This is a genomic window from Proteus hauseri (assembly GCF_004116975.1).
GTDB classification, from domain to species: Bacteria; Pseudomonadota; Gammaproteobacteria; order Enterobacterales; family Enterobacteriaceae; genus Proteus; species Proteus hauseri.
The window spans coordinates 1,343,996-1,368,571 of record NZ_CP026364.1 but is presented as its reverse complement, the minus strand read 5'-3'; the positions used below and the strand labels follow the sequence as shown (position 1 = coordinate 1,368,571).

The 24,576-nt window shown below is 39.6% G+C and carries 21 protein-coding genes; 16 read left to right on the top strand and 5 right to left on the bottom strand.

Annotation, left to right across the window (positions count from 1 at the left end):
• Both PH4a_RS06230 and PH4a_RS18135 read right to left on the bottom strand, forming a co-directional pair.
• On the bottom strand, nt 1–1,482 hold the full coding sequence (locus tag PH4a_RS06230) for an SrfA family protein (RefSeq protein ID WP_129038579.1): 1,482 nt from the start codon (nt 1,480–1,482) through the stop codon (nt 1–3).
• A 566-nt stretch (nt 1,483–2,048) separates the two neighbouring features.
• The gene (locus tag PH4a_RS18135; RefSeq protein ID WP_164971533.1) at nt 2,049–3,557 is read right to left on the bottom strand and encodes a vWA domain-containing protein; all 1,509 of its coding nucleotides are present in this window, start codon (nt 3,555–3,557) and stop codon (nt 2,049–2,051) included.
• Between the two features lie 441 nt (nt 3,558–3,998).
• Between PH4a_RS18135 and PH4a_RS06215 the strand changes: the two genes are divergently transcribed.
• From PH4a_RS06215 to PH4a_RS06190, 6 genes are all read left to right on the top strand, one after another.
• Entirely contained in the window at nt 3,999–4,781 is a 783-nt protein-coding gene (locus PH4a_RS06215; protein ID WP_064718229.1) for a class I SAM-dependent methyltransferase, read from the top strand.
• A 20-nt stretch (nt 4,782–4,801) separates the two neighbouring features.
• Nucleotides 4,802–6,376, top strand: a complete 1,575-nt coding sequence (gene nikA, locus PH4a_RS06210) for a nickel ABC transporter substrate-binding protein (protein WP_129038574.1) — start codon at nt 4,802–4,804, stop codon at nt 6,374–6,376.
• Between the two features lie 81 nt (nt 6,377–6,457).
• Nucleotides 6,458–7,384, top strand: a complete 927-nt coding sequence (gene opp1B / locus PH4a_RS06205; RefSeq protein ID WP_129038572.1) for a nickel/cobalt ABC transporter permease — start codon at nt 6,458–6,460, stop codon at nt 7,382–7,384.
• Nucleotides 7,385–7,386: 2 nt separating this feature from the next.
• Complete coding sequence (gene opp1C / locus PH4a_RS06200; RefSeq protein WP_064718226.1) at nt 7,387–8,256, top strand: nickel/cobalt ABC transporter permease; 870 nt, start codon at nt 7,387–7,389, stop codon at nt 8,254–8,256.
• On the top strand, nt 8,234–9,043 hold the full coding sequence (locus tag PH4a_RS06195) for an ABC transporter ATP-binding protein (RefSeq protein ID WP_129038570.1): 810 nt from the start codon (nt 8,234–8,236) through the stop codon (nt 9,041–9,043). Before opp1C ends, PH4a_RS06195 begins: the two co-directional genes overlap by 23 nt.
• A 36-nt stretch (nt 9,044–9,079) precedes the next feature.
• On the top strand, nt 9,080–9,832 hold the full coding sequence (locus tag PH4a_RS06190) for an ABC transporter ATP-binding protein (protein WP_129038568.1): 753 nt from the start codon (nt 9,080–9,082) through the stop codon (nt 9,830–9,832).
• Between the two features lie 57 nt (nt 9,833–9,889).
• On the opposite strand, the gene PH4a_RS06185 is transcribed toward PH4a_RS06190, so the two are convergent.
• A complete protein-coding gene (locus PH4a_RS06185) occupies nt 9,890–10,318 on the bottom strand; it encodes a hypothetical protein (protein WP_129038566.1) in 429 nt (142 codons plus the stop codon).
• A gap of 485 nt (nt 10,319–10,803) precedes the next feature.
• Between PH4a_RS06185 and PH4a_RS06180 the strand changes: the two genes are divergently transcribed.
• From PH4a_RS06180 to PH4a_RS06140, 9 genes are all read left to right on the top strand, one after another.
• Complete coding sequence (locus tag PH4a_RS06180; RefSeq protein WP_129038564.1) at nt 10,804–12,390, top strand: FGGY-family carbohydrate kinase; 1,587 nt, start codon at nt 10,804–10,806, stop codon at nt 12,388–12,390.
• A 40-nt stretch (nt 12,391–12,430) separates the two neighbouring features.
• Complete coding sequence (locus tag PH4a_RS06175) at nt 12,431–14,077, top strand: signal transduction protein (protein ID WP_129038562.1); 1,647 nt, start codon at nt 12,431–12,433, stop codon at nt 14,075–14,077.
• A gap of 10 nt (nt 14,078–14,087) precedes the next feature.
• Nucleotides 14,088–15,017 (top strand): dihydrodipicolinate synthase family protein, encoded by a 930-nt coding sequence (locus PH4a_RS06170; RefSeq protein ID WP_129038560.1) that lies wholly within the window; start codon nt 14,088–14,090, stop codon nt 15,015–15,017.
• 22 nt (nt 15,018–15,039) lie between these two features.
• Nucleotides 15,040–16,092 carry a sialidase family protein gene (locus tag PH4a_RS06165; RefSeq protein ID WP_129038557.1) on the top strand — a complete coding sequence of 351 codons (1,053 nt, stop codon included), beginning with the start codon at nt 15,040–15,042 and terminating at the stop codon, nt 16,090–16,092.
• 20 nt (nt 16,093–16,112) lie between these two features.
• Nucleotides 16,113–17,087: a tripartite tricarboxylate transporter substrate binding protein gene (locus PH4a_RS06160; RefSeq protein WP_129038555.1), complete on the top strand. Its 975-nt coding sequence runs from the start codon at nt 16,113–16,115 to the stop codon at nt 17,085–17,087.
• Nucleotides 17,088–17,141: 54 nt separating this feature from the next.
• A complete protein-coding gene (locus PH4a_RS06155) occupies nt 17,142–17,603 on the top strand; it encodes a tripartite tricarboxylate transporter TctB family protein (RefSeq protein ID WP_064718217.1) in 462 nt (153 codons plus the stop codon).
• Between the two features lie 19 nt (nt 17,604–17,622).
• Nucleotides 17,623–19,140, top strand: coding sequence for a tripartite tricarboxylate transporter permease (locus tag PH4a_RS06150; protein ID WP_129038553.1), 1,518 nt, complete (start codon nt 17,623–17,625; stop codon nt 19,138–19,140).
• 54 nt (nt 19,141–19,194) lie between these two features.
• Nucleotides 19,195–20,196: a LacI family DNA-binding transcriptional regulator gene (locus PH4a_RS06145; RefSeq protein ID WP_129038551.1), complete on the top strand. Its 1,002-nt coding sequence runs from the start codon at nt 19,195–19,197 to the stop codon at nt 20,194–20,196.
• Between the two features lie 259 nt (nt 20,197–20,455).
• On the top strand, nt 20,456–21,046 hold the full coding sequence (locus tag PH4a_RS06140) for a DUF4291 domain-containing protein (protein ID WP_064718214.1): 591 nt from the start codon (nt 20,456–20,458) through the stop codon (nt 21,044–21,046).
• Between the two features lie 50 nt (nt 21,047–21,096).
• Here the strand turns inward: PH4a_RS06140 and metF are convergent, their stop codons facing one another.
• Complete coding sequence (metF, locus tag PH4a_RS06135) at nt 21,097–21,996, bottom strand: methylenetetrahydrofolate reductase (protein WP_129038549.1); 900 nt, start codon at nt 21,994–21,996, stop codon at nt 21,097–21,099.
• Between the two features lie 318 nt (nt 21,997–22,314).
• On the opposite strand from metF, the gene PH4a_RS06130 reads away from it, so the two are divergent.
• Entirely contained in the window at nt 22,315–22,665 is a 351-nt protein-coding gene (locus tag PH4a_RS06130) for a DUF488 domain-containing protein (protein WP_129038547.1), read from the top strand.
• Between the two features lie 127 nt (nt 22,666–22,792).
• Here the strand turns inward: PH4a_RS06130 and glpD are convergent, their stop codons facing one another.
• Nucleotides 22,793–24,289 carry a glycerol-3-phosphate dehydrogenase gene (gene glpD / locus PH4a_RS06125; protein WP_129038545.1) on the bottom strand — a complete coding sequence of 499 codons (1,497 nt, stop codon included), beginning with the start codon at nt 24,287–24,289 and terminating at the stop codon, nt 22,793–22,795.
• Nucleotides 24,290–24,576: the final 287 nt, after the last annotated feature.

Sequence of the window (24,576 nt, the reverse complement as noted above, 5' to 3'; positions counted from 1 at the left end):
TTATTTATTCTCCCGCTTCATTGATAATGGGAATGGCTGGCTGTTGTCATATTTCCCTTGGCAATCAGCGATATTTTGACTTCCTGGTTGGCAGATAATATTTGGCATGAGGTAATTAGAACCATCGCTACAATTTGCCTGACCTTGATTGTTAATATTTAAGCCGCCTTGATTAACGGCTGCATTAACGGGTGCCTTACAGGTCACACCATCACTACGTGTCATCACGACGTGCCCTTTACCGTTATCTAATTGGTAATCTAGGCTTAATGGTTTACCTGTTTTTTGATCTTGAATGCCTGCACCTGCACGCCATTGACCATTTAAAAAGTCAGTTGAACCATTGGCTAATGCGCTAGCTGGTATGGTAAGCGGTGTGGTGTTATTGGCACTAGCGGGTGGTGTGACATCAGGAGGTAAAGGTTGTTCCTGATTATTTGCAGTTTTATTATCAGTTCCTTTTTGTTCAGTACCACTATTTTGTCCATCATCGGTTTTATTGTTGTCAGTTTGAGGCTGTTTATTTTGCGCTGATGGGTCAACGGGCGGCACTTCTGGCGGTTGTGTACCTTCTGGTAAAGCACCTTGATTGTTGTCTGTCTGAGCATCAACTAAAGGCAGACCCGTATTAGGATCGATGACTGTACCATCAATGGCGAGTCCATTCGTATCAACACCACCAATAACACCATTTGTTCCGGTAGCAATAGTGCCAGTAGGTACTTTAACACTGTGTCCATTGGTAACAACTGTAGGCAGTTGTGGTTTTTCTAATGTTGGATCTGGCAACGCTGGTTTTTCGATAGTTGGCGTATTGATATTCACCAATGGCAGTGATGGCGTTGAAAAACAGCCTCGTAAAAATAAGATAGCCAGCAAAAGAAGTAACAAAGGCAGTAACCACCATAAAAAGCGCCACCAAGGGCGTTTTCGTTCGGTTATTACGGCGGTTTCTTGTACTGGTGGAATAATTGTTGCGGCAGGTTGTAGAGGGGGTGCGACAGCAGGTTTAAGACAGGCAACAGGGTCGACTCTCAATACCTGATTTGCGCTAACAAAGCCCCAAAAAGTGATAACAGGCTGCCCATTAACGATAAAAACGTGGTTTTCATCAGGAAATTGGATCGTTTTGCTGAGTAAGGCACCAAACAGTTGACTCTCTTTGTCTGCTTTTTGCTGTTCTTTCTCGCTAAAAGCCAGTAAATCAGCCTGATTTTGCTTTAATATCTCATAAGCTGATGTCCGCTCTTCTTCTGATGCTGCGGACCAAGGGATCACAGAACCATCAATAGCTGAATACCAGTCAATACGTTCTCCGGTTTCATTTGGCTGAGGAATAGCGAGACATTGAGAAATGTGCGCTTTTCCTCTTAATCGGAGTGTTTCACGCAGCTGCAATGCAGAGATATAAACAGCCTGTCCATTTTCCCCCATTGGGAGGTAACTTTCTAATTTACCACTTCGTAAGAATGCTTTATTCACGACGATCATTCCGCTAGGCAAGATTATCTATGGGTAAGTTGGCTTATCCGTAAATAGGCTTTGAGGCTAAAAATATACATATATAATTTGAATGTATTTTATATTATCAGAAATTGAGTGTCTATCTAGCGGATTATTTAACAATAGCTAACTGATTATTATTAAACACTTTTTAGTTTTTCTTGATAACAATGGCGAATATTAAAATAACATAATAGAGAATAACCGCGTGGCATTACATAATGCGCTATATTTTCTTAAATATATGGCGTAAATCACCGATATATTACCTTTTTCATTAAAAAATAACGCTGTTAGATTGAATTGATAAGGAATATAAAAGAATAGCCCATCAAAAATATAAGATTGTTGTGATAATAATCACAAAATATCCTTATTTTTAATCATGTTAAAAATATTTAAAACATAAAAAAAGCTAAAAATAAAGAATAGTCTTAATTAGCTTAGTGATTGATTAACTCTGCGTATATTAGTGTTCGAAAGAATAAGCCCTCAATTATTAACTAAAAGAGGGCTAAGAAATTATTAGTAAATGTTATCAATGATTATCGGCAGTTTTTAGGAATATAATCATCAATTGCCTTTTTCATCATCACATTAACTTCGTTAGCATTGCGTGCAGTAAAGACTTGGCCACCAGTTGCTTTAGCTACGCAGTTACCTGCACCAGTACCTAAAATATCAACAACATTAATGACAGCTCGAGGGTGTGCACGTTTTAATGCACTCGCGGCAGCGCAAGGGTCTTGGTCACAAGATTCTAAGCCATCTGATAACAACACAATCAGTGTATCGCGGTTGTTACTCTGAATTAACGAGCCAGCTCGTTTAATTGATTCGGCTAAAGGCGTGCCGCTATCAGGTTCAATACGTTTGATATAGCTCAATAGTTTAGAACGTTCATTACCACCATAAGCAGGGCTTGATTTCACCACACCACAATCAGAGGCTACCACGGTAGTGATTTTCATATCTGATGGAATGCTATTAATAATTTTAGTCGCGGCATTTCTTGCTACGGTAATTCGGCGAGGTTCTGCATCATAGCCAGCAAATAACGTACCTGTATTAGCAATAAAGTCTAAATCGTCTTCCGTTAAGTTCATGCTAAGTGCCATCGAACCGGATGCATCAAAAATTAAAATAACTTGTGGAGCCAACTCAGCAGGGCGTTCAGATGGACACATCTGTTTAATCTTATTGGCTAAACGATTTTGACACGTTGCGTTTGCCGTTTTCTCGCTCACCCCTGATTGTTTTAGCTCATCTTGGACACAAGCTTCTAGTGGCGTGAGTTTTTTCGGTGGTACAGCCGGTTTTGGCTCTGGTTTAGGTTCAGGCACAGGAACGGGTTCAGGAATAGGTTCTGGTATTGGCTCAGGTACAGGTTCAGGCGTGGGTTCTGGCTCGGGTACAGGCTCTGGTGGAATAACCTGTTGTGGTTTTTCGTCAATAACAGGGGGAACGGCTTTAGGGTCAAAACAGCCTTTTAGCCAAGATGCCAATAGCAGTAAAAAGAGTAAGAATAAAAATAATAATAACCAGCGTAACCAACGGCGACGCGTTTTGGCTGGAATATTAGCAAGCGCAGCACCTGCCGCAGCGGCAGAAGCACCTCCTGTGATTTGTGCAATAGGAGGTGGCAATGGTGTTGTTCTTGGCCACCATGTAATAACCGGTTGGCCATTAATTACATATATACTTTCAGTATCGGGTAGTGTGGACGCGGTATCTAAAAGATGGCGTTCTTCATCCGAGATCCTATTTTGTGATGCTAATAACGCTGTTTGCGTTTTAATATCATTAAGGCGCTCATCTAAAATACGTCTTATTTCTTGTTGTTCTTGCCCTTGCAATGAAGAGAGAGCGATAGGATTGCCTGAAACCACGCTATACCATTCAATAACGCCATCTGATTTTTTTTCAGGCGTCGCAAAAAGAGTACGATATTTTATCGGAAAATGTTGCGTCAACAATTGAAGTAATTGCTGCTGATGGGTTAAGGCAAAATCGGCGCGTGTTATATCAGCCGTTAATCGTGATATTCGATTCATATTTAGCGAGCCTTATTCTACGGCTATATTTGTTTAATAATGGATATTATTGTCTATAAAGATTATTGACTATAACGCGTTTATAAAAAAGGTAAAATTAACGTATTAATCTTTCAGACTATGGATTAAAAATCAGATCTTGGTTTTATTTTGCGCTTTTATTTAAGAATTCGCGCAAATTATTACTATATCTTCGCAATCCCCTTTCTCTGCACATAATCTGTTTGCTTAGTTATCTTACTCCATCTTAGGATGCACATTATTGAGTATCGATATGTTCACAAACTAATGATAAGCCTTAATTGATCACTAATGTTCATTGATATAGCACATAGAGCATACAGGGGTTACAGGGTATGTTAGCCACACTAAAAAATAGTCAACGCCTCTCTTTTTGGGAATAAATTCCTCTCTTTACGTTGATACAACAGCAGGTTTCTGATGACAAATAATATTAACAATAGCCAATTACTTAATGATGTTACCCGCTACTGGAATATCAGAGCAGAGAGCTATAGCGAGTCAAATCAGCAAGAATTACTCAGTGAAAAACAACAAAAATGGCGTCATTTGCTGCTAAGTCACGTTAAAGAAGGTGAAACCTTAAAAGTATTAGATATTGGGACTGGGCCTGGTTTTTTCGCTATTTTATTAGCGTTATCTGGGCACGATGTCACGGCAATTGATGCAACTCAAGGCATGTTGTTAGAAGCAAAAAATAATGCAGCTCATCATAATGCCAACATTCAATTTGTTCGTGGCGATGTGCATCAACTGCCTTTTGGTCATGAACAGTTTGATTTAGTTGTGAGTCGTAATGTGACATGGAATTTAAAAGCACCACAACAGGCATATCAAGAGTGGTTTCGAGTACTTAAACCCGGTGGCAGTTTGATTAATTTTGATGCTAATTGGTATTTACATCTTTTTGATGATGCATATTGGCAGGGTTTTCTGGCTGATAGAGAACAAGCAGCAAGCCAGCAAGTCTCTGACCATTATGTCAATACGGATACCAAAGAGATGGAAAGAATTGCGCGCCAGTTACCCTTAAGTCGAATTAAACGCCCTCAATGGGATCTTAATACTCTAATGGATATTGGATTTAGTCGTTATATGGTGGATCTCAATATTGGTGATTTAGTCTGGGATAAAGAAGAAAAGATTAATTATGGCTCGACACCAATGTTTATGATCCACGCACAAAAACAGAAAACACGTTAATAAAAAAGAAGGAGATGAGTGTGAAACCCTTATTTTCAGTGATACCAACGCTATTATTAACGTTGGCATGTGCTTTCCCTGCGTTAGCAGATAAAAGCAATAATATGTTGGATTATGCCAGCACAAAAGATATTCGTGATATTAATCCGCATCTTTATTCTGGCGAAATGGCCGCGCAGAATATGGTGTTTGAATCATTAGTATTAAATACGGATAAAGGCGTAGCACCTTATTTAGCTGAGCGTTGGGATATTTCACCTGATGGCAAAACCTATACTTTTTTCTTACGCCATGATGTGACTTTTAGTGACGGTGAGCCCTTTGACGCGCAAGCAGTAAAACTGAATATGGATGCGGTATTAGATAACTATGAGCGTCATGCATGGTTAGAGTTAGTGCGCCAAATAGATAGTGTGGATGTGGTTGATGAATTTACGGTTAAGCTGAACCTTAAAAACCCTTATTATCCAACTTTAACTGAGCTAGGTTTAACCCGACCTTTTCGTTTTATTTCGCCAAAATCATTTATTAATGGCAAAACAAAAACAGGTGTCAGCGATTATATTGGTACAGGTCCTTGGGTGCTAACAGAACATAAAAAAGATCAATATGCCCAATTTAAAGCTAATCCGAATTATTGGGGTGAAAAACCCGTATTAAATGGTGTGGTATGGCGAGTGATCCCCGATAGACAAACTATGCTACTTTCTCTGCAAAAAGGCGATATTCAGCTTATTTTTGGTGCAGATGGCGATATGTTGGATATGGACTCTTTTGCAGCATTAATGAATTCAGATAAGTTTAAAACACAAATGAGTGCACCTATTGCTTCTCGTGCTTTGGTGTTAAATAGCAGTCGTGCTATTACATCAAGTCAAAAAGTACGCCAAGCCTTGCAATATGCGGTAGATAAAGAAGGCATTGCGCAGGGTATTTTGGCGGGTAGTGAAAAAGTTGCAGATACTTTAATGGCGCGTAGTGTGCCTTATTGTGATTTTGATTCACCAACCTATGATTACGAAATACAAAAAGCGGCCATGTTGCTAGAGGCCGATGGTTGGGTGCTACCAAAGGGTGAAACTATTCGTGAAAAGCAAGGGCAGAAGCTACAATTATTGCTCTCTTACAATGTGAATAACGCGGTTGAAAAAGAGATAGCCGAGCTTATTCAAGATGATTTCAAAAAAATTGGTGTTGCTTTAACGGTATTAGGTGAAGAAAAACAAGCCTTTTTAGATAGACAAAAAAATGGTGATTTTGATTTACAGTATTCGCTTTCATGGGGAACGCCGTATGATCCTGCCTCTTTTGTTTCATCCTTTAGGATCCCTGCTCATGCTGATTATCAAGGGCAAAAAGGATTAGCTAATAAAGCACAACTTGATGCCATGATTGGTGAATTATTAATTACACCAGATGAAACACAGCGTCAGACACTTTATAAAACCTTGTTTACTACTTTAGCAGATGAGGCAGTTTATATTCCTTTAACGTATTCACGAACTAAGGCGATTCACCGTAGTGAGCTGGAAAATGTTGGCTTTAATCCGTCACAATATGAAATACCGTTTGAGAAAATGCGTTTTAAACCTTAACTTTTAGACTTTATTAGAAATAGGTTATTTAACTTTAACAAGTGTGGTGACTTAAATGAGTTACCACACTGATGAAAAACTATGCTGCGTTATATATTCTGGCGTTTACTGGCGATAATTCCGCTAGTATTAATAATCTCATTTTTTGCTTTTATTTTGCTGGATCTTGCGCCGTCAGATCCAGCGGAAGTCGCTTTGCGCATTAATGAAATTGTACCCACACCAGAAGCTATTGAAGGAATGCGTCAAGAATTAGGTCTTGATAAGCCCTTTTTCACTCGCTATTTCTTATGGTTGGCAGCCAGTTTACAATTTGATTTTGGTACTTCTTTTCTTACCAGAACGCCTGTTATTCAGGAAATGCTCAGAGCGTTACCTCCGACATTGTGGTTGGCATCAACGGCGCTTTTCTTTACGATAATTCTGGCACTGCCTTTGGCTTTATGGTGTGTTGCTAAACCACAAAGCTTTGCTGATAAAAGTATTCGTTTTGTTGTTTTTGTTTTAACTGCAATTCCTAACTACTGGCTGGGGCTTTTATTAATTTGGGGCGTTGCTGTTTATTTAGATTGGTTACCTGTTAGTGGTATGTTATCGCCACAATCGGTTATTTTGCCTGCATTAGCATTGGCTTTGGGTTATATCGGTACTTATTTGCGTTTATTACGAGGGGCGATGTTAAACCAATGGCACCAGCCTTATGTATTTTATGCCAGAGCAAGAGGTTTACCCGATAACCTGATTTTACGCCGCCATATTTTACGCAATTCGCTTTATTCATCATTAACTGCCTTGGGTATGAGTATTCCTAAACTTATTGCAGGAACAGTGGTTATTGAGAATATATTTGCATGGCCAGGCGTGGGGCGTCTTTGTATTAGCGCTATATTTGGTCGTGATTATCCTATGATACAAGCCTATATTTTATTGATGTCTTTACTCTTTCTCTTTTTTAATTTTTTAATGGATATCATTCAAATTGCGGCTGATCCTCGGTTGAGGAAATAATTATGTGGCAACTTTTCTGGCAAAGACTCTCTCAAGATAAAAGCGCACAACTGTGCTTTTTCGTGATTATTGTTGTTATTTTTGCTGGAATATTTGCGCCTTGGATTGCGCCACATGATCCGACTTTAACCTCGATACGCTTAAAATTTCAGCCAATAAGTATTAATTACCCACTAGGTACTGACAATCTTGGGCGCTGTATTTTCTCGCGCTTATTATTTGGTATACGCACCACGGTTTTTTACGCGTTATTGGCAATGTGCGTCACCTTAATAATGGGTTGGTTAATGGGGATGTTAGCCGGATATTTTCAGGGCAAAACAGACACCTTTATTATGCGATTATGTGATGTGGTGCTGTCATTTCCTGCTGAAATAATGATTTTGGCATTAGTAGGAATTATGGGCCCTGGAATTGGTAATATTTTAATTGCCGTTATTTTAGTGAAATGGGCATGGTATGCCCGAATGATACGCGGCGTAGTACGACAATATTCTCATCGTAATTACATTGCTTATGCTCGTGTTATTGGTGCGCCATCTAGCCATATTTTACGTCGTCATTTATTACCAGTGACGCTGGCAGAAACTATTGTTTTAGCCTCAGCTGATATTGGTAGTGTTATTTTAATGATCTCTGCACTCTCATTTTTGGGATTAGGTGTGCAACCACCAACGCCAGAATGGGGAAATATGCTAAGCGAAGCTAAAAACGTGATGATATTACACCCAGAACAAATGCTACCCGCAGGTATTGCGATAACAGTGGTGGTGACGGCATTTAATTTTTGGGGTGATTTTTTACGAGATGTGTTTGATCCTGATAATCGTCAGTCAGTAGGAAAAAAAGATGAACAAATTACTGACGCTTAACTCAATTTCAGTAATACATAAAAACTCAGAAAAAAAGCTAATTGAAGATGTTTCATTTTCTGTCAACCAAGGGCGTACTTTAGCTATTGTTGGTGAAAGTGGCTGCGGAAAAAGCCTTCTTAGTAAAGTGATTATGGGCTTATTACCAGAAACATTGCAATTTTCCGGTGAAATTTATTTGGCAGAAAAACCTATTGAGCATCAATCTTTATCTCAGCGACGCGCTTTATTAGGTACTACTTTGGGCGTGATTGTACAAAATGGCATGAGTGCTTTTGATCCCCTAATGACCATTGGTAAACAATTTAGCCAAACGTTAATTTATCATTTTGCATTAAATAAAAAGCAGGCAGAAGCTCAAACCTGTGACGTATTATCTCATATTTTTCCGACACAATATCAAACAGTCATACGTGCTTATCCAAACCAATTAAGTGGTGGCCAATTACAACGCGTAATGATAGCTATCGCGCTGGCGTTATCACCGAAGCTTTTAATTGCAGATGAACCAACAACTGCGCTAGATGCACCACTACGGCGAGATATTTTACAATTACTTCAGCAGGTAATTGAAAGTCAAAAATCGACACTGATTTTTATTTCTCATGATTTGGGATTAGTTAATGAAATTGCCGATGATATTTTAGTGATGAAAAAAGGGCGAGTGGTGGAATATGGTGAAAAAAACCAAGTATTAAATTATCCCACACAGGACTATACCCGTTATCTTATTGATGCGAGAACGCGGCTTTCGATACGCTTTAATCAATTAATTAATCGAGAGTGATAGAAAATCATACTTAAAAAGAGGGAGCGATAAATAATGTTATTGCGGGTCGATAATATCAGTAAATATTACTCACAAAATGGTTCTCTTTTGGGACGTAAAAATAAAACTGTAATAGATTCACTCTCCTTTAATATTGCCAGTGGCGAAGCTTTCGGTTTGGTGGGCGAAAGTGGTAGTGGAAAAAGTACCTTAGCACGATTAGTGGGTGGTTTAGAGTTACCCAACAGTGGGGCTATTTATCTAAATAATAAGCCTGTCAGCCAAAGGTTGCATCGCCAAGGTATTATTAGCATTGTTTTTCAAGACTATACGACATCAGTCAATCCTACATTAACCGTGGGTGAAATTATTGCTGAGCCAATACGGATCATGAATAGCACGTTGACGAATCAAGGAACACAACAGCTTATTTTTTCTTTATTAGATAGAGTAGGTTTAGCTAAAAGTCACTATCAACGTTATATTTATGAGCTTTCTGGTGGACAAGCACAACGAGTCTGTTTATGTCGTGCTTTGGCTTCTTATCCTCAATTTATTGTATTAGATGAAGCACTGAGTTCTTTAGATTTACCGACACAAGTACAAATACTCGATCTATTAAAATCATTAAAAGAAGAGTTTCAATTATCTTATCTTTTTATTAGCCATGATATTCAAACAGTGGCTTATTTTTGCGATAAAGTGATGTTTTTCTCTCAAGGAAAAAAGATTGAGCAATGTAATATCACTGAGCTTAATCAAGTGACTCAAGATTATTCTAAACAACTTTTAGCTAGTGTTATTTAAACAATAGCGATTTAAAAAAGTTAAATCGCTATTTATCAGATAGGTATAAAAGAGTGATTAAAGATTATTCATTAAATATTCTTGTACTGCTTTTGCATCATTGCTCGCATTAAAATCGATACCAAATAACAGTGTACCTTCTTTTATATCAATAGTACGTGGTGTTGCTTTTGTGCAGGTAATATTCTGAATTTTCTCTTTTACTGTTTCTTGTGCTGCTTTGGAGCTTTCACACACATTAATGACACCGGTTAAACCCTCGCTGCAATAGCCATCAACGCCTGTTGTTTTTAGCTCATCAGCAGTAAATGCAGTCCAATCAAATGCCACATTAATATTAGCGTTACAGCTTTTATTAACGTCGGTGATACGAGATTGAATATTATCTTCAAATTTCTGTTGTAGTTCTTTTTCAGCTAATGTGGCTGAAAATGCAGAAGTTGAAATGAGTAATAAAGAAAAAGTCATTATGTATTTCTTAAACATATTAAGATGCTCCAAAATTGAATAGACATAAAAATCAATATCTATTTAATGTAGTCGTATATAAATTGATATCAATAAGAATGGTTTTAATTTTTTACTATTTTAATGATATTTAAATTGTATTTATAATATTACTTTTTGAAAATACACTTATTATTTGTTATTTAATCAATAATGACTTTAAATAAGTAAATTAATTATCTAATTAAACATAATTTGAGTATTATTACTTAGTATTGTTTGTATTTTTTTTATTTTGTTATGCTCGTTATTTTAATAGCGAACATAATCGATTCAGTCGCTATATTTCTATGTTGATTTTCTTCATTTATTAAATATTCAATTAAATCAATCAAATAAATTATCTATGTAGATCTGTATCACAATATAGTCTCATTGAGATTGTTTTTTCATCATGCTCGAATTAACGTGCTAACTCGAAGTAGCAAAAATTAGCATAGCGTTAGCAAATGATGAGGGTTCGCATGGAACAACAATATTTTATTGGCGTTGATGTTGGCTCAGCCAGTGTCCGTGCAGCGGTATTTAATCGCAATGGAAAGCGTTTAGGCTTTTCTGTTCGGCCTATAGCTCAGTTTCGTCCTAAAACAGATTTTGTTGAGCAATCTTCGCGTGATATTTGGCAACAGGTTTGCACAACAGTAAAAGAGTCTGTAAAGCAATCTGCTATTGACCCTGCTCATGTGAAATCTATTGGCTTTGATGCCACTTGTTCTTTGGTTGCTGTTGGTGAGCAAGGAAAAGCGCTATCAGTTTCGCCAAGTGGCCATCCTGAGCAAGATATCATCATGTGGATGGATCATCGTGCAGTCGAAGAAACGATGACGATTAATCTGACCAATGATTCTTCACTGAGATATGTCGGTGGTGAAGTCAGTATTGAAATGGAATTGCCCAAAATTCTTTGGTTGAAGAATAACTACCCTGAACGTTATCAGGATGTTTGGCGATTCTTTGATTTAGCCGATTTTTTAGTATGGAAAGCAACCACAGGAGATGTAGCAAGTACTTGCACATTAACCTGTAAATGGAATTACCTTGCTCATCAAAGCCAGTTTAGCGAGACCTTGTTAGCCGATGTAGGATTGGATGAATTATTAGAAAAAGTACCTCAAACCATCCTTGCTTTAGGTGAACAGGCCGGCTGCCTTAGTGATCCTGTGGCTGAGGCTTTCGGATTACATACGGGAGTGATTGTTGCTTCCGGCATTATTGATGCCCACGCAGGTGGACTTGCTTTAACAGCGGCACAGCCTGAAGGCAGCTTGGCAATTATTAGCGGTACATCTAATTGCCATATGATTGTTAGCCAATATCCAATTATGGTTCCGGGAGTTTGGGGGCCTTATTTTGGCGCTATGTTGCCTGATTTATGGTTAAACGAAGGTGGACAAAGTGCTGCTGGTGCATTGGTTGAATGGTCGATCCGTCGCCATGAATCATGGGCTGAATTATCGCTAGAAGCTGAACAAAAAGGCGTGAGTTATTACGCATTGCTTAACGATGCGGTTGCAGAATTAGAAACATTAGAAGCTTATCCAACAGCTCAATTTCATGTTTTAGCTGATCACCACGGCAATCGTTCTCCTCGTGCTAATTCATCAGCAAAAGGCATGGTAAGCGGTTTAACACTCGAAAGTGGCCGTGTATCACTGGCTCGTTATTATCTAGCCACATTGCAATCTATCGCTTATGGCACTCGCCATATTATCGACACCCTTGAAGATGCTGGACACCAAATCAACCGTATTGTTATGTGTGGCGGTGCAACGAAAAATGCATTGTGGTTACGCGAGTATGCCAACGCAACAGGTCGTGAAATTCATTTGGCACAAGAAGAAGATGCGGTGAATTTAGGCGCTGCCTTGTTAGGTGCTGTTGCATGTAAAGCATTTGATGATTTCTCTCAAGCCGCCAGTGCTATGGTGCGTGAAGGCGGTGTAATTACACCCGATAGCGATACTTACGCATTCCATCAAGCCAAATATCAAGTTTATTTACAGATGTATCAAGATCAGCAGCGCTACAACGAGATGATGTCAGATTGCTGAGCATCGATAACGAACGAATTTACTTCACCAGGGATATCTTATGTTGAACTTAAACCTACCAAAATTACCAGAAACCATCACCACAGGTCCGAAAGAGATCTTGATGGTAACTAACGCAGACTTACGTGAGCCTGCAAACGTGACTTGTTGGCCTGTACAGAAAAAATTTGAAGATAAATTAGAGTCAGCATTGGCTGCGCAAGGCTACAAAATGAAACGTGCTCATGCAATCAATGAAGCACGTGGTCATGGTTTTATCAGTAGTCAGCGCGAAGGTTGCGATATGTTTGCTGCTATCGACCCTGATGCACCAGTTATTGTGTTATTAACTGCATGGCAATATTCACATCATATTGCTTCTTCATTAGCGCATCACCGTGGCCCAATTTTACTATTGGCTAACTTTGATGGTACATGGCCAGGTTTAGTTGGAATGCTGTGTTTAGCCGGCACCATGACCAGCTTAGGTAAAAATTATTCACGTTTATGGTCAGAGAATTTTGATGACAAATTCTTTGTTGATGGATTGGCTACTTGGTTAGATTATGGCTCGGTAAATCATAAGCTTAGCTATTTAAAAGATATCGCACCAACGCATAAAGTGATGGCGACAGAGGCCGGAAATGTTGGTCGTCAAGTCGGCGAATACATAATTAAAAATAAAGAAATCATTGGTTTGTTCGATACATTCTGTATGGGAATGATTAACGGAGTCTTCCCACAACAGGCAATGATTAATATTGGTATGCCAATTGAATCACTTTCTCAGTCTGCGTTACTGGTCGAAATGGCCAAAGTGCCAGTGGAATTAAGAGAAGCGTGTTTGCAGTGGTATGAAGATAACGGGATGACGTTTATGTTTGGTCAGGATGACAAAACTGAATTGACTCGTGAACAGGTAAGGGAGCAGTGCGCCATGATGATTGCAATGGCGCGTTTCGTGAAACGTTTCGGTTTAACCGCAGTGGGTGTGCAATATCAGCAGGGCTTAAAAGATTGTTGCCCTGCATCTGATTTTGCTGAAGGTGCAATTGGTTCAACAGCACGCTTCCCTCTGCCTGACGAAAATGGCGAAATCATCTGCCCTAATACGCCAATTCCTTGTATTAATGAAGTGGATATGGGAACGGCTATTCCTCAAACGATGTTATGGCGTTTATTAACTTCGTTAGGATTACCAGCAGAAACCACGCTGCATGATATTCGTTGGGGTAGTGAATACGAAGGAACATTCTACTGGGATATGGAAATTTCAGGTTCTGTTCCATTCGAGCATCTCAAAGGTGGCCTTAAAGGTGCGACAGGTTATAGACAGCCTGCAATGTTCTTCCCTAAAGGGGGCTCAACAATTGCGGGACAAGGTAAAGCAGGACGCCTGCTATGGGGTCGTGCACACTATGAAGGTACTGATGTGATTATGCATATCGGTACGGGTGTTGCCGTTGAATTACCAGAAGCAGAATTTGAGCGCCGCCGTAGAGCAACTAACTATGAATGGCCATTATTGAACTGCACGTTAGATGGCGTCACTCGTGATGACCTTATGGGTGGACATCAAAGTAACCACATTACTGTGGCTTATATCGATGAAGATAAACTGGCGTTTGTGCTGCAGGCATTTGTTGCTCAGGCATTAACACAAGGTATCAAAGTGAAAGTGGCAGGCGATGCCATTAACTTACTGTAAGGACATCACGATGAATCAGCAAAAATACGTTGGTATCTGGCCTGTTATGCTCACCCCCTTTGATGCTAAAGGGGAGATTGATTGGGCGTCATTAGAACGCCTTGTAGACTGGTATATCGATTCGGGTGTACATGGGCTATTTGCTGCCTGTCAATCAAGTGAAATGTTTTATTTAAGTGATGAGGAAACTCAAGCACTGACCCGTTTTATCGTCGCAAAAACAGATGGAAGAGTACCTGTAGTTGCTTCTGGTCATACTGCAACAGCATTGAGTCAGCAAAAAGAACAATTGCAAGCAATGGCTGCAACGGGCGTCGATGGCGTCATTATGATCAGTAACCGCTTGGCTTTAGTCGGGGAGCCTGATGAGAAAGCGTTAGAAACACTACAAGTTTTAACAGCTGTTGTACCACAAGAGATCGATTTGGGCATTTATGAATGCCCTTATCCATATAAACGATTGTTATCAGAAGAAATTGTCGAGTGGTGTGCGAAAAGCAATCGCTTTACCTTTATCAAAGATACCTGTTGTTCTCTGCCGATGATAGAACGTCGTTTGGCATTATCAAAAGGAACTCGTCTGCATCTTGCAAACGCCAACAGTCAAACGCTATTAGCTTCATTCCAAGCGGGATGTCAGGCATATAGCGGTGTTATGGCAAACTTCCATCCAGAGCTTTATGTTTGGCTTTATGAGAATTGGAAAGATAAACCAGAGCAGGCTGCGGTGTTAGCAGATTATTTATCAACAGCAGCGATGACCGAAACACTGGATTATCCAGCATGCGCCAAATATCATCAGCGCCTTATTGGTAATTTCAGTACGCTGGTCTGCCGTTCCCGTAACAGCAGCCAGTTTGAAAATTCATTTTTCCCAAGTGCCGTTAACAGTATGACGGCGTTAGGTGAAAATATGAAGAAATGGCTTTCGTTATCTTAATTTAGGACACAGGAGTAGGAATATGCCTTTCGTGATGAAGGAAACTCAGTTTGTGCTAGATAATGCACATTCACTTTTTAATCACTGCCATGCTTCAACGATTGTGCGTGTGCCTAATACTGAGCGTTTGTTAACCGCTTTTTTCGCTGGTGATAAAGAAGGTAGTGGTAATACTGCTATCTGGCTGGCGATAAAAAAAGGTGATAGTTGGCAACATGCTCAGCCTGTTGTTAAAAATCTGGGCGTTGCACATTGGAATCCGGTCTTACATGTTGAGCCATCAACAGGTAATATCTGGCTGTTTTACAAAACTGGCCCCGATGTACATAGTTGGACAACCCACTATGTTATTTCGAAGGACGGCGGAAATAGCTGGAGTTTACCTAGTGAGCTGGTTTCTGGTGATGTGACACCTAGAGGTCCTGTGAAAAATAAAGTATTAGTGATGTCAAATGGCGAGTGGTTGGCACCAGGGTCGGTCGAGGATGACCAATTCTGGGATGCGTTTGTCGATATTTCTGGCGACAATGGTCAACACTGGCAGCGAGTGGATATTCCAATAGAACACCATCAAGGTGGGCAAGCGGAACATGAAATCTGGCAAGGCTTAAAGGATGATGCCTTATGGGAGACAGATCTACAGCGCGTTTTTCAATGGGACGGCGTAATACAACCAACACTATGGGAATCCCGGCCTGGACATGTGCATGCCATGATGCGAAGTACTCGCGGCGCTATTTATCGCAGCGACTCAACGGATTATGGCCGCAATTGGTGTCCGGCATATGCAACAATATTACCAAATAATAATAGCGGCATTGATGTCGTCTCCTTCGCAGATGGTCAGTTGGCATTGGTGTATAACCCGAATTCAGGAAACTGGAGCCGACGTTATCCCATCTCTGTCAGTCTTTCATCCGATAATGGCAGTACTTGGTCTGAACCGTTCGATTTACTGGATGGGGAAGGCGAATTTTCATATCCGGCTATTATTGCTCAAGACAATACCCTACATGTTACCTTTACATGGAACAGAAAAAACATTGTCTATCAGCAACTAGTAGCTACTCAATAAAAAAGTGGAGAAAGGGTTTTATGAAAAAGAGTCTACTCGCAGCGTTGGCGATTACGATGACACTGGGCATGGGGAATGCAGTAGCCCAACAGTTAACGTATCCTACAAAAAATATTGATGTAATTATCCCGAAAAATCCGGGTGGTGGTACAGATACTTCTGCGCGCACTATCGCTGAGTTTGCGAAAGATGTTATGCCAGCCGGTCGTATTTTTGTTCCAGTGAATAAACCAGCAGGTAATGGTTTAACAGGTTTGATTGAAGTTGCAAATGCTCGTCCTGATGGTACTAAGTTAGTCATGACAACGGTTGAGTTGGCGATGTTCCCACATCAGGGTAAATCGCCGGTCACTTATAAAGACTTTACACCGATTGCGACCACAATAGCTGACCCTGTTGTATTAGTCGTTAATGCTAATTCACCTTATAAAACACTACAAGAATTTATCGATGGTGCGAAAGCGAATCCAGGTAAATTAAAAGTAGGTAACTCTGGTATGGGAGCAATCTTCCACCTTGCGGGTGTGAATATCGAACGTACTACGGGAACTAAGTTTAACCATATCCCTTACAACGAAGGTACTGGCCCATCTATCGCAGCATTAGTGGGTGATCATATTGATGGCGTATTAACGACTCCGGGTGCAGTAAAATCCCAAGTTGATGCTGGTATTTTACGTGTATTAGGTGTAATGGATGAGCGCCGATTCCCATTATTCCCAGCTGTTCCTACCTTTAAAGAGGCATTGAAGTTAGATACTAACGTGAAAATGCGTGCTTGGGCTGTATTAGCAACAACGGCCGATGTGCCAGATAACGTTAAAAACGAGTTAGTGGGTGCTTTCTCTGAAGTTGTTCAAAAGCCTGAATATCAAGAAGCGCTGAAAAAACAAGGCATTATGCCTGTATTCATCACGGGTGACGATGCTTACCAAATGATGAAAGAAGACCACGAGATGTACGCTGAATTAATTTCAACAACTCTGAAAAAATAACCTTTCTATAAACCACCCTATCCGCTAGCCGGATAGGGTCGGGGAGATCCCGACATGACTAAAATCAATACAATCATCGGTGCGATTTCAGTAGCTTTTGGGTTACTAATTATCTATCTCTCCCGTGATATGAGTATGTTTGATGAATATGGTGTACCAGGGGAGCGTTTTTGGCCTTATGGTTTAGCCATCTTATTTGTTTTACTGGGGATTTTTCAATGGATAAGTGTGGTTGTGCAAAAAGTTAAGCATATCCATCAATCTGTTGATCTAAGTTCGACTGCAGTTAAGCGTGCTTATGGCTTAGGTATTTTTATGCTGCTGTATGCAACCGGCTTGCATTTCTTAGGCTTTATTATTCCGTCATTGCTTCTTATCCCAATCATTATGTGGTTGATGAATGAGAGAAAACCTATCGCAATGGTCATTATTCCTATCGTGATTGTTGCTGCTGTTTATGTCTTTTTTGACATTATCTTTAATTCACCTCTGCCAACCTCTGTCTTTTTTGAGTAAGCGGTAAAGGAGCTTTGGTATGGAAATATTAGATGCTTTAATGGTCGTTTTCAGTTTGGAAACGATAACGATGATCCTGTTAGGGGTATTTGCGGGTATTATTATCGGCGCATTACCTGGTCTAACAGTAAATATGGGAATTGCCCTTCTTCTTCCATTGACTTATTCGTTTCAAGGAATGACAGGAATTCTATTACTACTTGGTATGTATTGTGGTGCGGTATATGGCGGGTCTATTACAGCAATATTAATTAGTACACCGGGAACACCTGCATCAGCTGCAACGGTATTGGATGGTTATCCAATGGCGAAAAAAGGTGAAGCTGGGCGCGCTTTAGGTTTATCTACGATGGGGTCGATGTTTGGCGGGATCTTCAGTACCATCGCACTTATTGTGATTGCGCCGCAGTTGGCCAAAGTGGCAACGGGGTTTTCCGCTGCTGAATACTTTGCGCTTGCTGTATTTGGCATAAGTATTATTACCAGTGTATCATCGCAATCGATTGTGAAAGGATTGATGGGGGGCGCAATTGGTTTAGCTATCGCAACTATTGGGCTAGACCCGATGACATCAGGCTCTCGTTTTACTTTTGATACCGTGTATTTAATGGGGGGAGTTTCTTTTATTCCAATTCTGGTTGGGCTGTTTGCATTCTCTCAAGGATTAATTAGCTTTGAAGAGGAATACCGCGAGCGTAAACAGAAGAAGAGTGAAAAGATTAATGCTCGTATTCATCGTGTATTACCAACTTGGTCTGATTTTAAACGTGTACTGCCAACCTATTTCCGCTCATCTGCAATAGGTACGACCATTGGTGCTATTCCGGGAACGGGTGGAGATATCTCATCATTTATCTCTTACAACGAAGCAAAGCGTTGGTCAAAACACCCTGAAGAGTTTGGCCACGGTTCACCAGAAGGTGTTGCTGCACCAGAAGCCGGTGCAAACTCAGTAACCGGTGGAACAATGGTACCTTTAATGACCTTAGGGATCCCCGGTGATGGCGCAACAGCCATTATTATGGGTGCCTTTATGGTGCAAGGACTTGCTTTAGGACCACAGCTTTTTACTGATAATCCCGTTGAGGTTAATAGTATTTTTATTGGCTTAATGATGGCGAATATATTCCTTGGTATCTTAGGTTTCTTATGTATGAAACTCTTTGTTCGAGTGATGGATGTACCTCGTCGCGTTTTAGTCCCCATTATTTTTGTATTATGCAGTGTGGGTGCATATTCAGTTAATCATAGTATCATTGATGTATTTGTGATGATGGGGGCTGGGTTATTAGCTTATATCATGATTAAGCTTGATTTCTCTATGTCACCGGTTGTGATAGGTATTATTCTTGGGCCGATGGCGGAATCTAATTTACGTCGTGCGTTAATGATGTCTCAGGGTGATTTATCTATTCTGTATACACGCCCAATTACCGCAACATTTTTAGCAATTGCACTATTAACGCTGGTATTGCCGATAGTGGGACCAACGTTAAAATCAATGTGGAAGAAATGGCGAGCTAAACCCGCTCAATAATGGTTAACCCGCCCTCACTGATAAGGTGAGGGCAATCTTAATGATGGAATATTAATGGCAAAAACAGTTGAACAGATTGCAAATGACCTGAATTTGTCTATTACCACAGTTAGATTAGTATTAAATGGTAAAGGTGACCAATATCGGATCAGTGCAAAAACACAAAAGAAAATCGCTGATTATGTTGAAGTTTTTGGTTATACCGTTAACCATGCAGCAAGAAGCTTAAAACTGAATAAAACAGATACCTATGGTCTGGTTATTCCTCGTCTCTCCAATCCATTTTTTGCAGCTTTAGCTGAAAAATTAGAAATGCATTGTCACCAAATTGGTTGTCAGCTCACAATTAGCTGTACCTATGGTGATATCAAAAATGAAAATAAGCTTGTTAAATCAATGGATGAACGCAATGTCGATGGCATTTTTATTGTATCGGCAAGTCGAAAAAATCAGCTACATCATGTTAAACATCGCCAGAAACCTTTAGTTTTTTTAGATAGAGATTTTTCTGTACCTGATGCAATTTGTGTTGCTTCAGATAATTGCGACAGCGGTTTGCAACTAACTAAAGCCATGATAAGAGATAATTCACCCATTCATTTTTTTGCGGGAGATGCTTTGCTGCCGACCATTGCTGCGCGTTTACGTGGTTATATTCAAGCTATTAAAGCGCATTATGGCGATGATAACCAAGTGACGGTCTCTTATGCTGAACACAACACCACAAAAGATGGTGAGCAGATGATGAGGCAATATTTAACGCAATACCAACAAATACCTTCTCATTTTATTGCGTCTTCATTGCCTGTTTTGGAAGGAATATTAAGCGTAATACGTCAACAACAGGGTGCTATTCCTGAGCATTTGCATATTGGCACATTTGATGAACATATTATGCTGAGTTTTTTACCTAATAATGTGTGGTCAATGAAGCAAGACGAGGCATTACTGGTAGAAAAAGCCTTTAAAATCATGGCGGCAAAAATTTCAGGTGAAACTGTAAAAGCACCGCCATTGGTTAAAACTCAGCTGATCGAACGCCTTATTTCTGCTTAGATAAGGCAATTAATTTTCTTATTTTGCTTACTTTATGAAGTTAAATAGAGTCATTATTTGTCTCATTGTGGTGTATTTAACACACTATCGTGACATTAGTCCGCTTGTTTTATTGCTATTCTTTTTTTTATTTCTTTTATTGCGCGTTACCCTATCTGTTGTCTTAATGAAAATAGCAGCCCTTGATTATCATTAATCAGAGGCTCATAATTTAGGCAGATAGTTCCATTTTATTAATATAAAAGGATATTAAAGAAAGATGAACGATGATGTTGACCGATGTCCTGAGTGTCAAGTAAGGGCATTTTATACGGATAAATTTGTTCGTGTTTATCAAGCCTACTCGAATACAATTGCTCAGAGCGCAGTCGCAAACGGGACTTTTGTTTCCCCACCTTTCAGCTTAACGCGTATGACATGGGTAAAACCCTCTTTTCTTTGGATGATGTATCGTTCTGGTTGGGGACGTAAAGATCCTAATCAAGCCTCTATTTTGGCGGTTGATATTACCCATGAAGGGTTTCAAACGATGCTTACCAAAGGCGTTATAAGTCATTTTGATCCAGACAGCTACGCAAGTGGTGAAGCATGGAAAAAAGCAGCCGAAGCTAGTGATATTCGCATTCAATGGGATCCAGAGCGAGATATTTATCTTAACCGATTAAATTATCGCACTATTCAAATCGGTTTACGTAATCAAGCCGTTGAACAATATTGCAAAGATTGGATTGTGAATATTACGGATATCACTGATAAGGTTCATCAAATTGATGCCTGTATCGCAAATGGTGATTTAGATACAGCTTATCGCTTATTGCCAGTAGAAAAACCTTACTGTTTTGGTGAGTAGTCTTCGCCAAAAAGTCACCCCGCTATATTGATTGGCGGGGTAATTGTTTTTTATGCTGTTACCAGTTCTGGACGTACACCCAGTGTATGACAAATTGCATAAGTTAATTCTGAGCGATTAAGTGTATAAAAATGAAAGTCTTTCACGCCTTCACGACTTAAAATTTTCACCATATCAATAGCGATAGATGCGCCCACCAAACTACGTGTTTCTGCGTCATTTTCTAGCCCATCAAACATTTTATTCATCCAACCAGGAATTTTAACATTAGTTAATCCAGCAAAACGGGTAAGCTGTTTAAAGTTGGTCACGGGTAAAATACCTGGAATGATTTCGACGTCTATTCCTGTTGAAACACAGCGGTCACGAAAACGTAAATAGCTTTCTACATCAAAGAAAAACTGTGTAATTGCTCGGTTTGCTCCTGCGTCCACTTTTTTCTTTAAATTGATTAAATCGGCTTGGGCGCTTTTTGCTTCAGGGTGAACTTCTGGATAAGCGGCGACAGAAATATCAAAATCACCCACACTTTTCAGTAAATGCACTAAATCAGTGGCATACATTTGCGGTTTTTTTGAGTTATCAGGTAAATCACCACGTAATGCAACAATATGACGAATACCGCTTTGCCAATAATCTTGGGCGATATGCTGTAGTTCTTCATGGCTTGCATCTACACAGGTTAAGTGTGGTGCAGCTTCTAATCCTGTGCGTTCTTTAATTCCTTTAATAATTGAATGTGTTCTATCTCGCTCACCTGAATTTGCACCATAAGTCACAGAAACAAAACGAGGTTTTAAGGTATTTAAACGTGCGAGCGATTGCCAAAGTGTATTTTCCATCTCTTCGGTTCGAGGCGGAAAAAACTCAAAAGAAACATCAATCTTGCCATTTAACTCAGCTAGATTTTGGTTAAGTGCCTCATGTTGGCTTGCGTGATAAAAGCTCATACCTATACCTCATTGATGTAATGTCACTGTATTTTTTATTTTTATTTTATTACGTATTACTGCTTATTTAACCGTCCAAACGTTTAGACGTCTAGATGTAGACTCTCTTAATTAGGTTATTTAGTCAACAGTTATTCACCTTATTTTTGATGAGGATAATTCAATGGAAATAAGAAAAAATTTCATGTTGAGGTAATGGCTTACGTAGAGTTTAAGAAAGAAAAAGGGTACTAAGGCGAAAAAATAAGGACTTTGTCTGATAAATAAAAGTCGTTATCTTCTACAATAAAACTAAATTAGGTTGTTATTGGGGGCTAAATGATTATATGTAAGCGAGTTTATGATGATAAAGAAAGCGAGAATGAAGGTTATCGAGTATTGGTTGATAGACTTTGGCCTAGAGGCATTAAAAAAGCAGATTTTCATTATGATGAGTGGAATAAGAATGTTGCGCCATCATCTGAATTAAGAAAGTGGTTTCATGGCGGTGAGGGCGATTTTATTGAGTTTACTCAGCGCTATATTAAAGAGCTGGAAGTCGCTCCTGAAAATTGGCAGCCGTTGTTGCAAATAGCCAAAAAGAAAACATTAGTTTTACTCTATTCAGGTAAAAATGAGCAGCAAAATAACGCAATAGTACTAAAGGATTTTTTAGATAAAAAGCTCTGATATCAGTAGGTTATTATTTAAGAGACTCTTTGTAAAAAAGCAAAAAAAGTGGCGCGGTATAAGGCGCCACAAAAATTGCTAATAAGAACATTAAACAGAGTCAGAGAATATGTTTACCGCTTGTGAGTTAAACAGTTGCTTTTGTATTGGTCTCTAGCCATTGGGTAATACGTTGTTTTTGTTCGTCATTTAACCACATACCGAGTTTGGTACGACGCCAAATAGCATCATCAACACCAATTACCCACTCATGTTTTACTAAATAACGCAATTCAGCTTCATACAGATTATGGCCAAAGTTCTCGCCCATACCGGCTAAATCGCTAATACCTTCAAGTAGCAATTCAGTATTGCTACCATAAGTGCGAGCAAAACGCAGAGCCAATGCTTCTGGTAACCATGTATGACGTTGACGAATTAAGCGTGAATAGCCATCACGGTCACAACCTTCTAAATTACCACCGGGTAACTGTCCTTCTTTAGTCCAAGGTTTACCCATATTAGGGAAATAGGCATTAAGTTTATCAACGGCATGCTCACCTAATTTACGGTAAGTGGTTAATTTACCACCAAAAACAGACAGCAGTGGCGTTTTACCATTGTCATCATGTACATCAAGAGTGTAATCACGGGTGATGGCTTGTGGTGAATCAGATTCATCATCACATAATGGGCGAACACCGGAGTAATTCCAAACAACGTCATCTTTAGTCAGTTGTTTCTTGAAGTGATCATTGTAGACTTTCAGTAAGTATTGAACTTCGTTGTCATCAATGGCCACATCTTTAGGATCACCGTTATATTCTACATCTGTTGTACCGATGATAGAGAACTCATCCATCCAAGGAATAACGAATACAATACGATTATCTTCGTTTTGTAAGATATATGCTTGTGGCTCGTTATGGGCACGAGGAATAACAATATGGCTGCCTTTAATGAGACGAATACCATAAGGTGATTTGAGTTTTAAGCCTTCATCAAATAAGGTTTTAACCCAAGGCCCAGCCGCATTAACTAAAGCTTTGGCTTGATAACACGTGGTTTCGCCAGAACGCATATCTTGTGCTTCGACCATCCACAGATCATTTTCGCGCCATGCACGAGTGACTTTGGTGCGAGTTCGCACTTCACCACCACGACGAACGATTTCTTGCGCATTAAGTACGACTAAACGCGCATCATCAACCCAACAGTCTGAATATTCAAAACCACGAGTAAAATCAGTTTTTAGTACAGAATTTGCACCGAATTTGATGCCCTTACTGCTTGGTAAACTCACGCGTTTTCCTAAATGATCATAAAGGAACAAACCAATACGGATCATCCATGCTGGGCGCAAGTGGGGTTGATGTGGCAAACGAAAACGCATTGGAAATGCGATATGTGGTGCCAGTCTTAATAATACTTCACGCTCAGCCAGCGCCTCGCTAACTAAACGGAATTCGTAATGCTCTAAATAGCGTAAGCCACCATGAATTAGTTTTGAACTAGCGGAAGACGTTGCGCTTGCCAAGTCTTGAGCTTCCAGCATTAACACTGAAAGGCCTCGGCCTGCTGCATCCGCCGCAATTCCAGCGCCGTTTATTCCGCCGCCGATGACAATCAAGTCTTTGGTTTCCATAACATCCTCCTAAGAATGCGCGAAAAAATTCTTTAATGTTCGTTTTCGCTCATAATTGTAATGATATTTGCAGAAAATGCCAACTATATAACTGATAAAAAACATTAGTGCGTGATATAGATAACAATTTATTATCATATCCCCACAAATTGTGTGTTTATTAGTGCAAAGGGAACATGGCTAATTGATTGATAAAAATAGAAAAGATAATTAATGAAGAGAAAGTATAAAGAATAGACGAAAATAGAAAAACAATAAGGAAAACGAGAGAAAGTTAATAGGTCGAA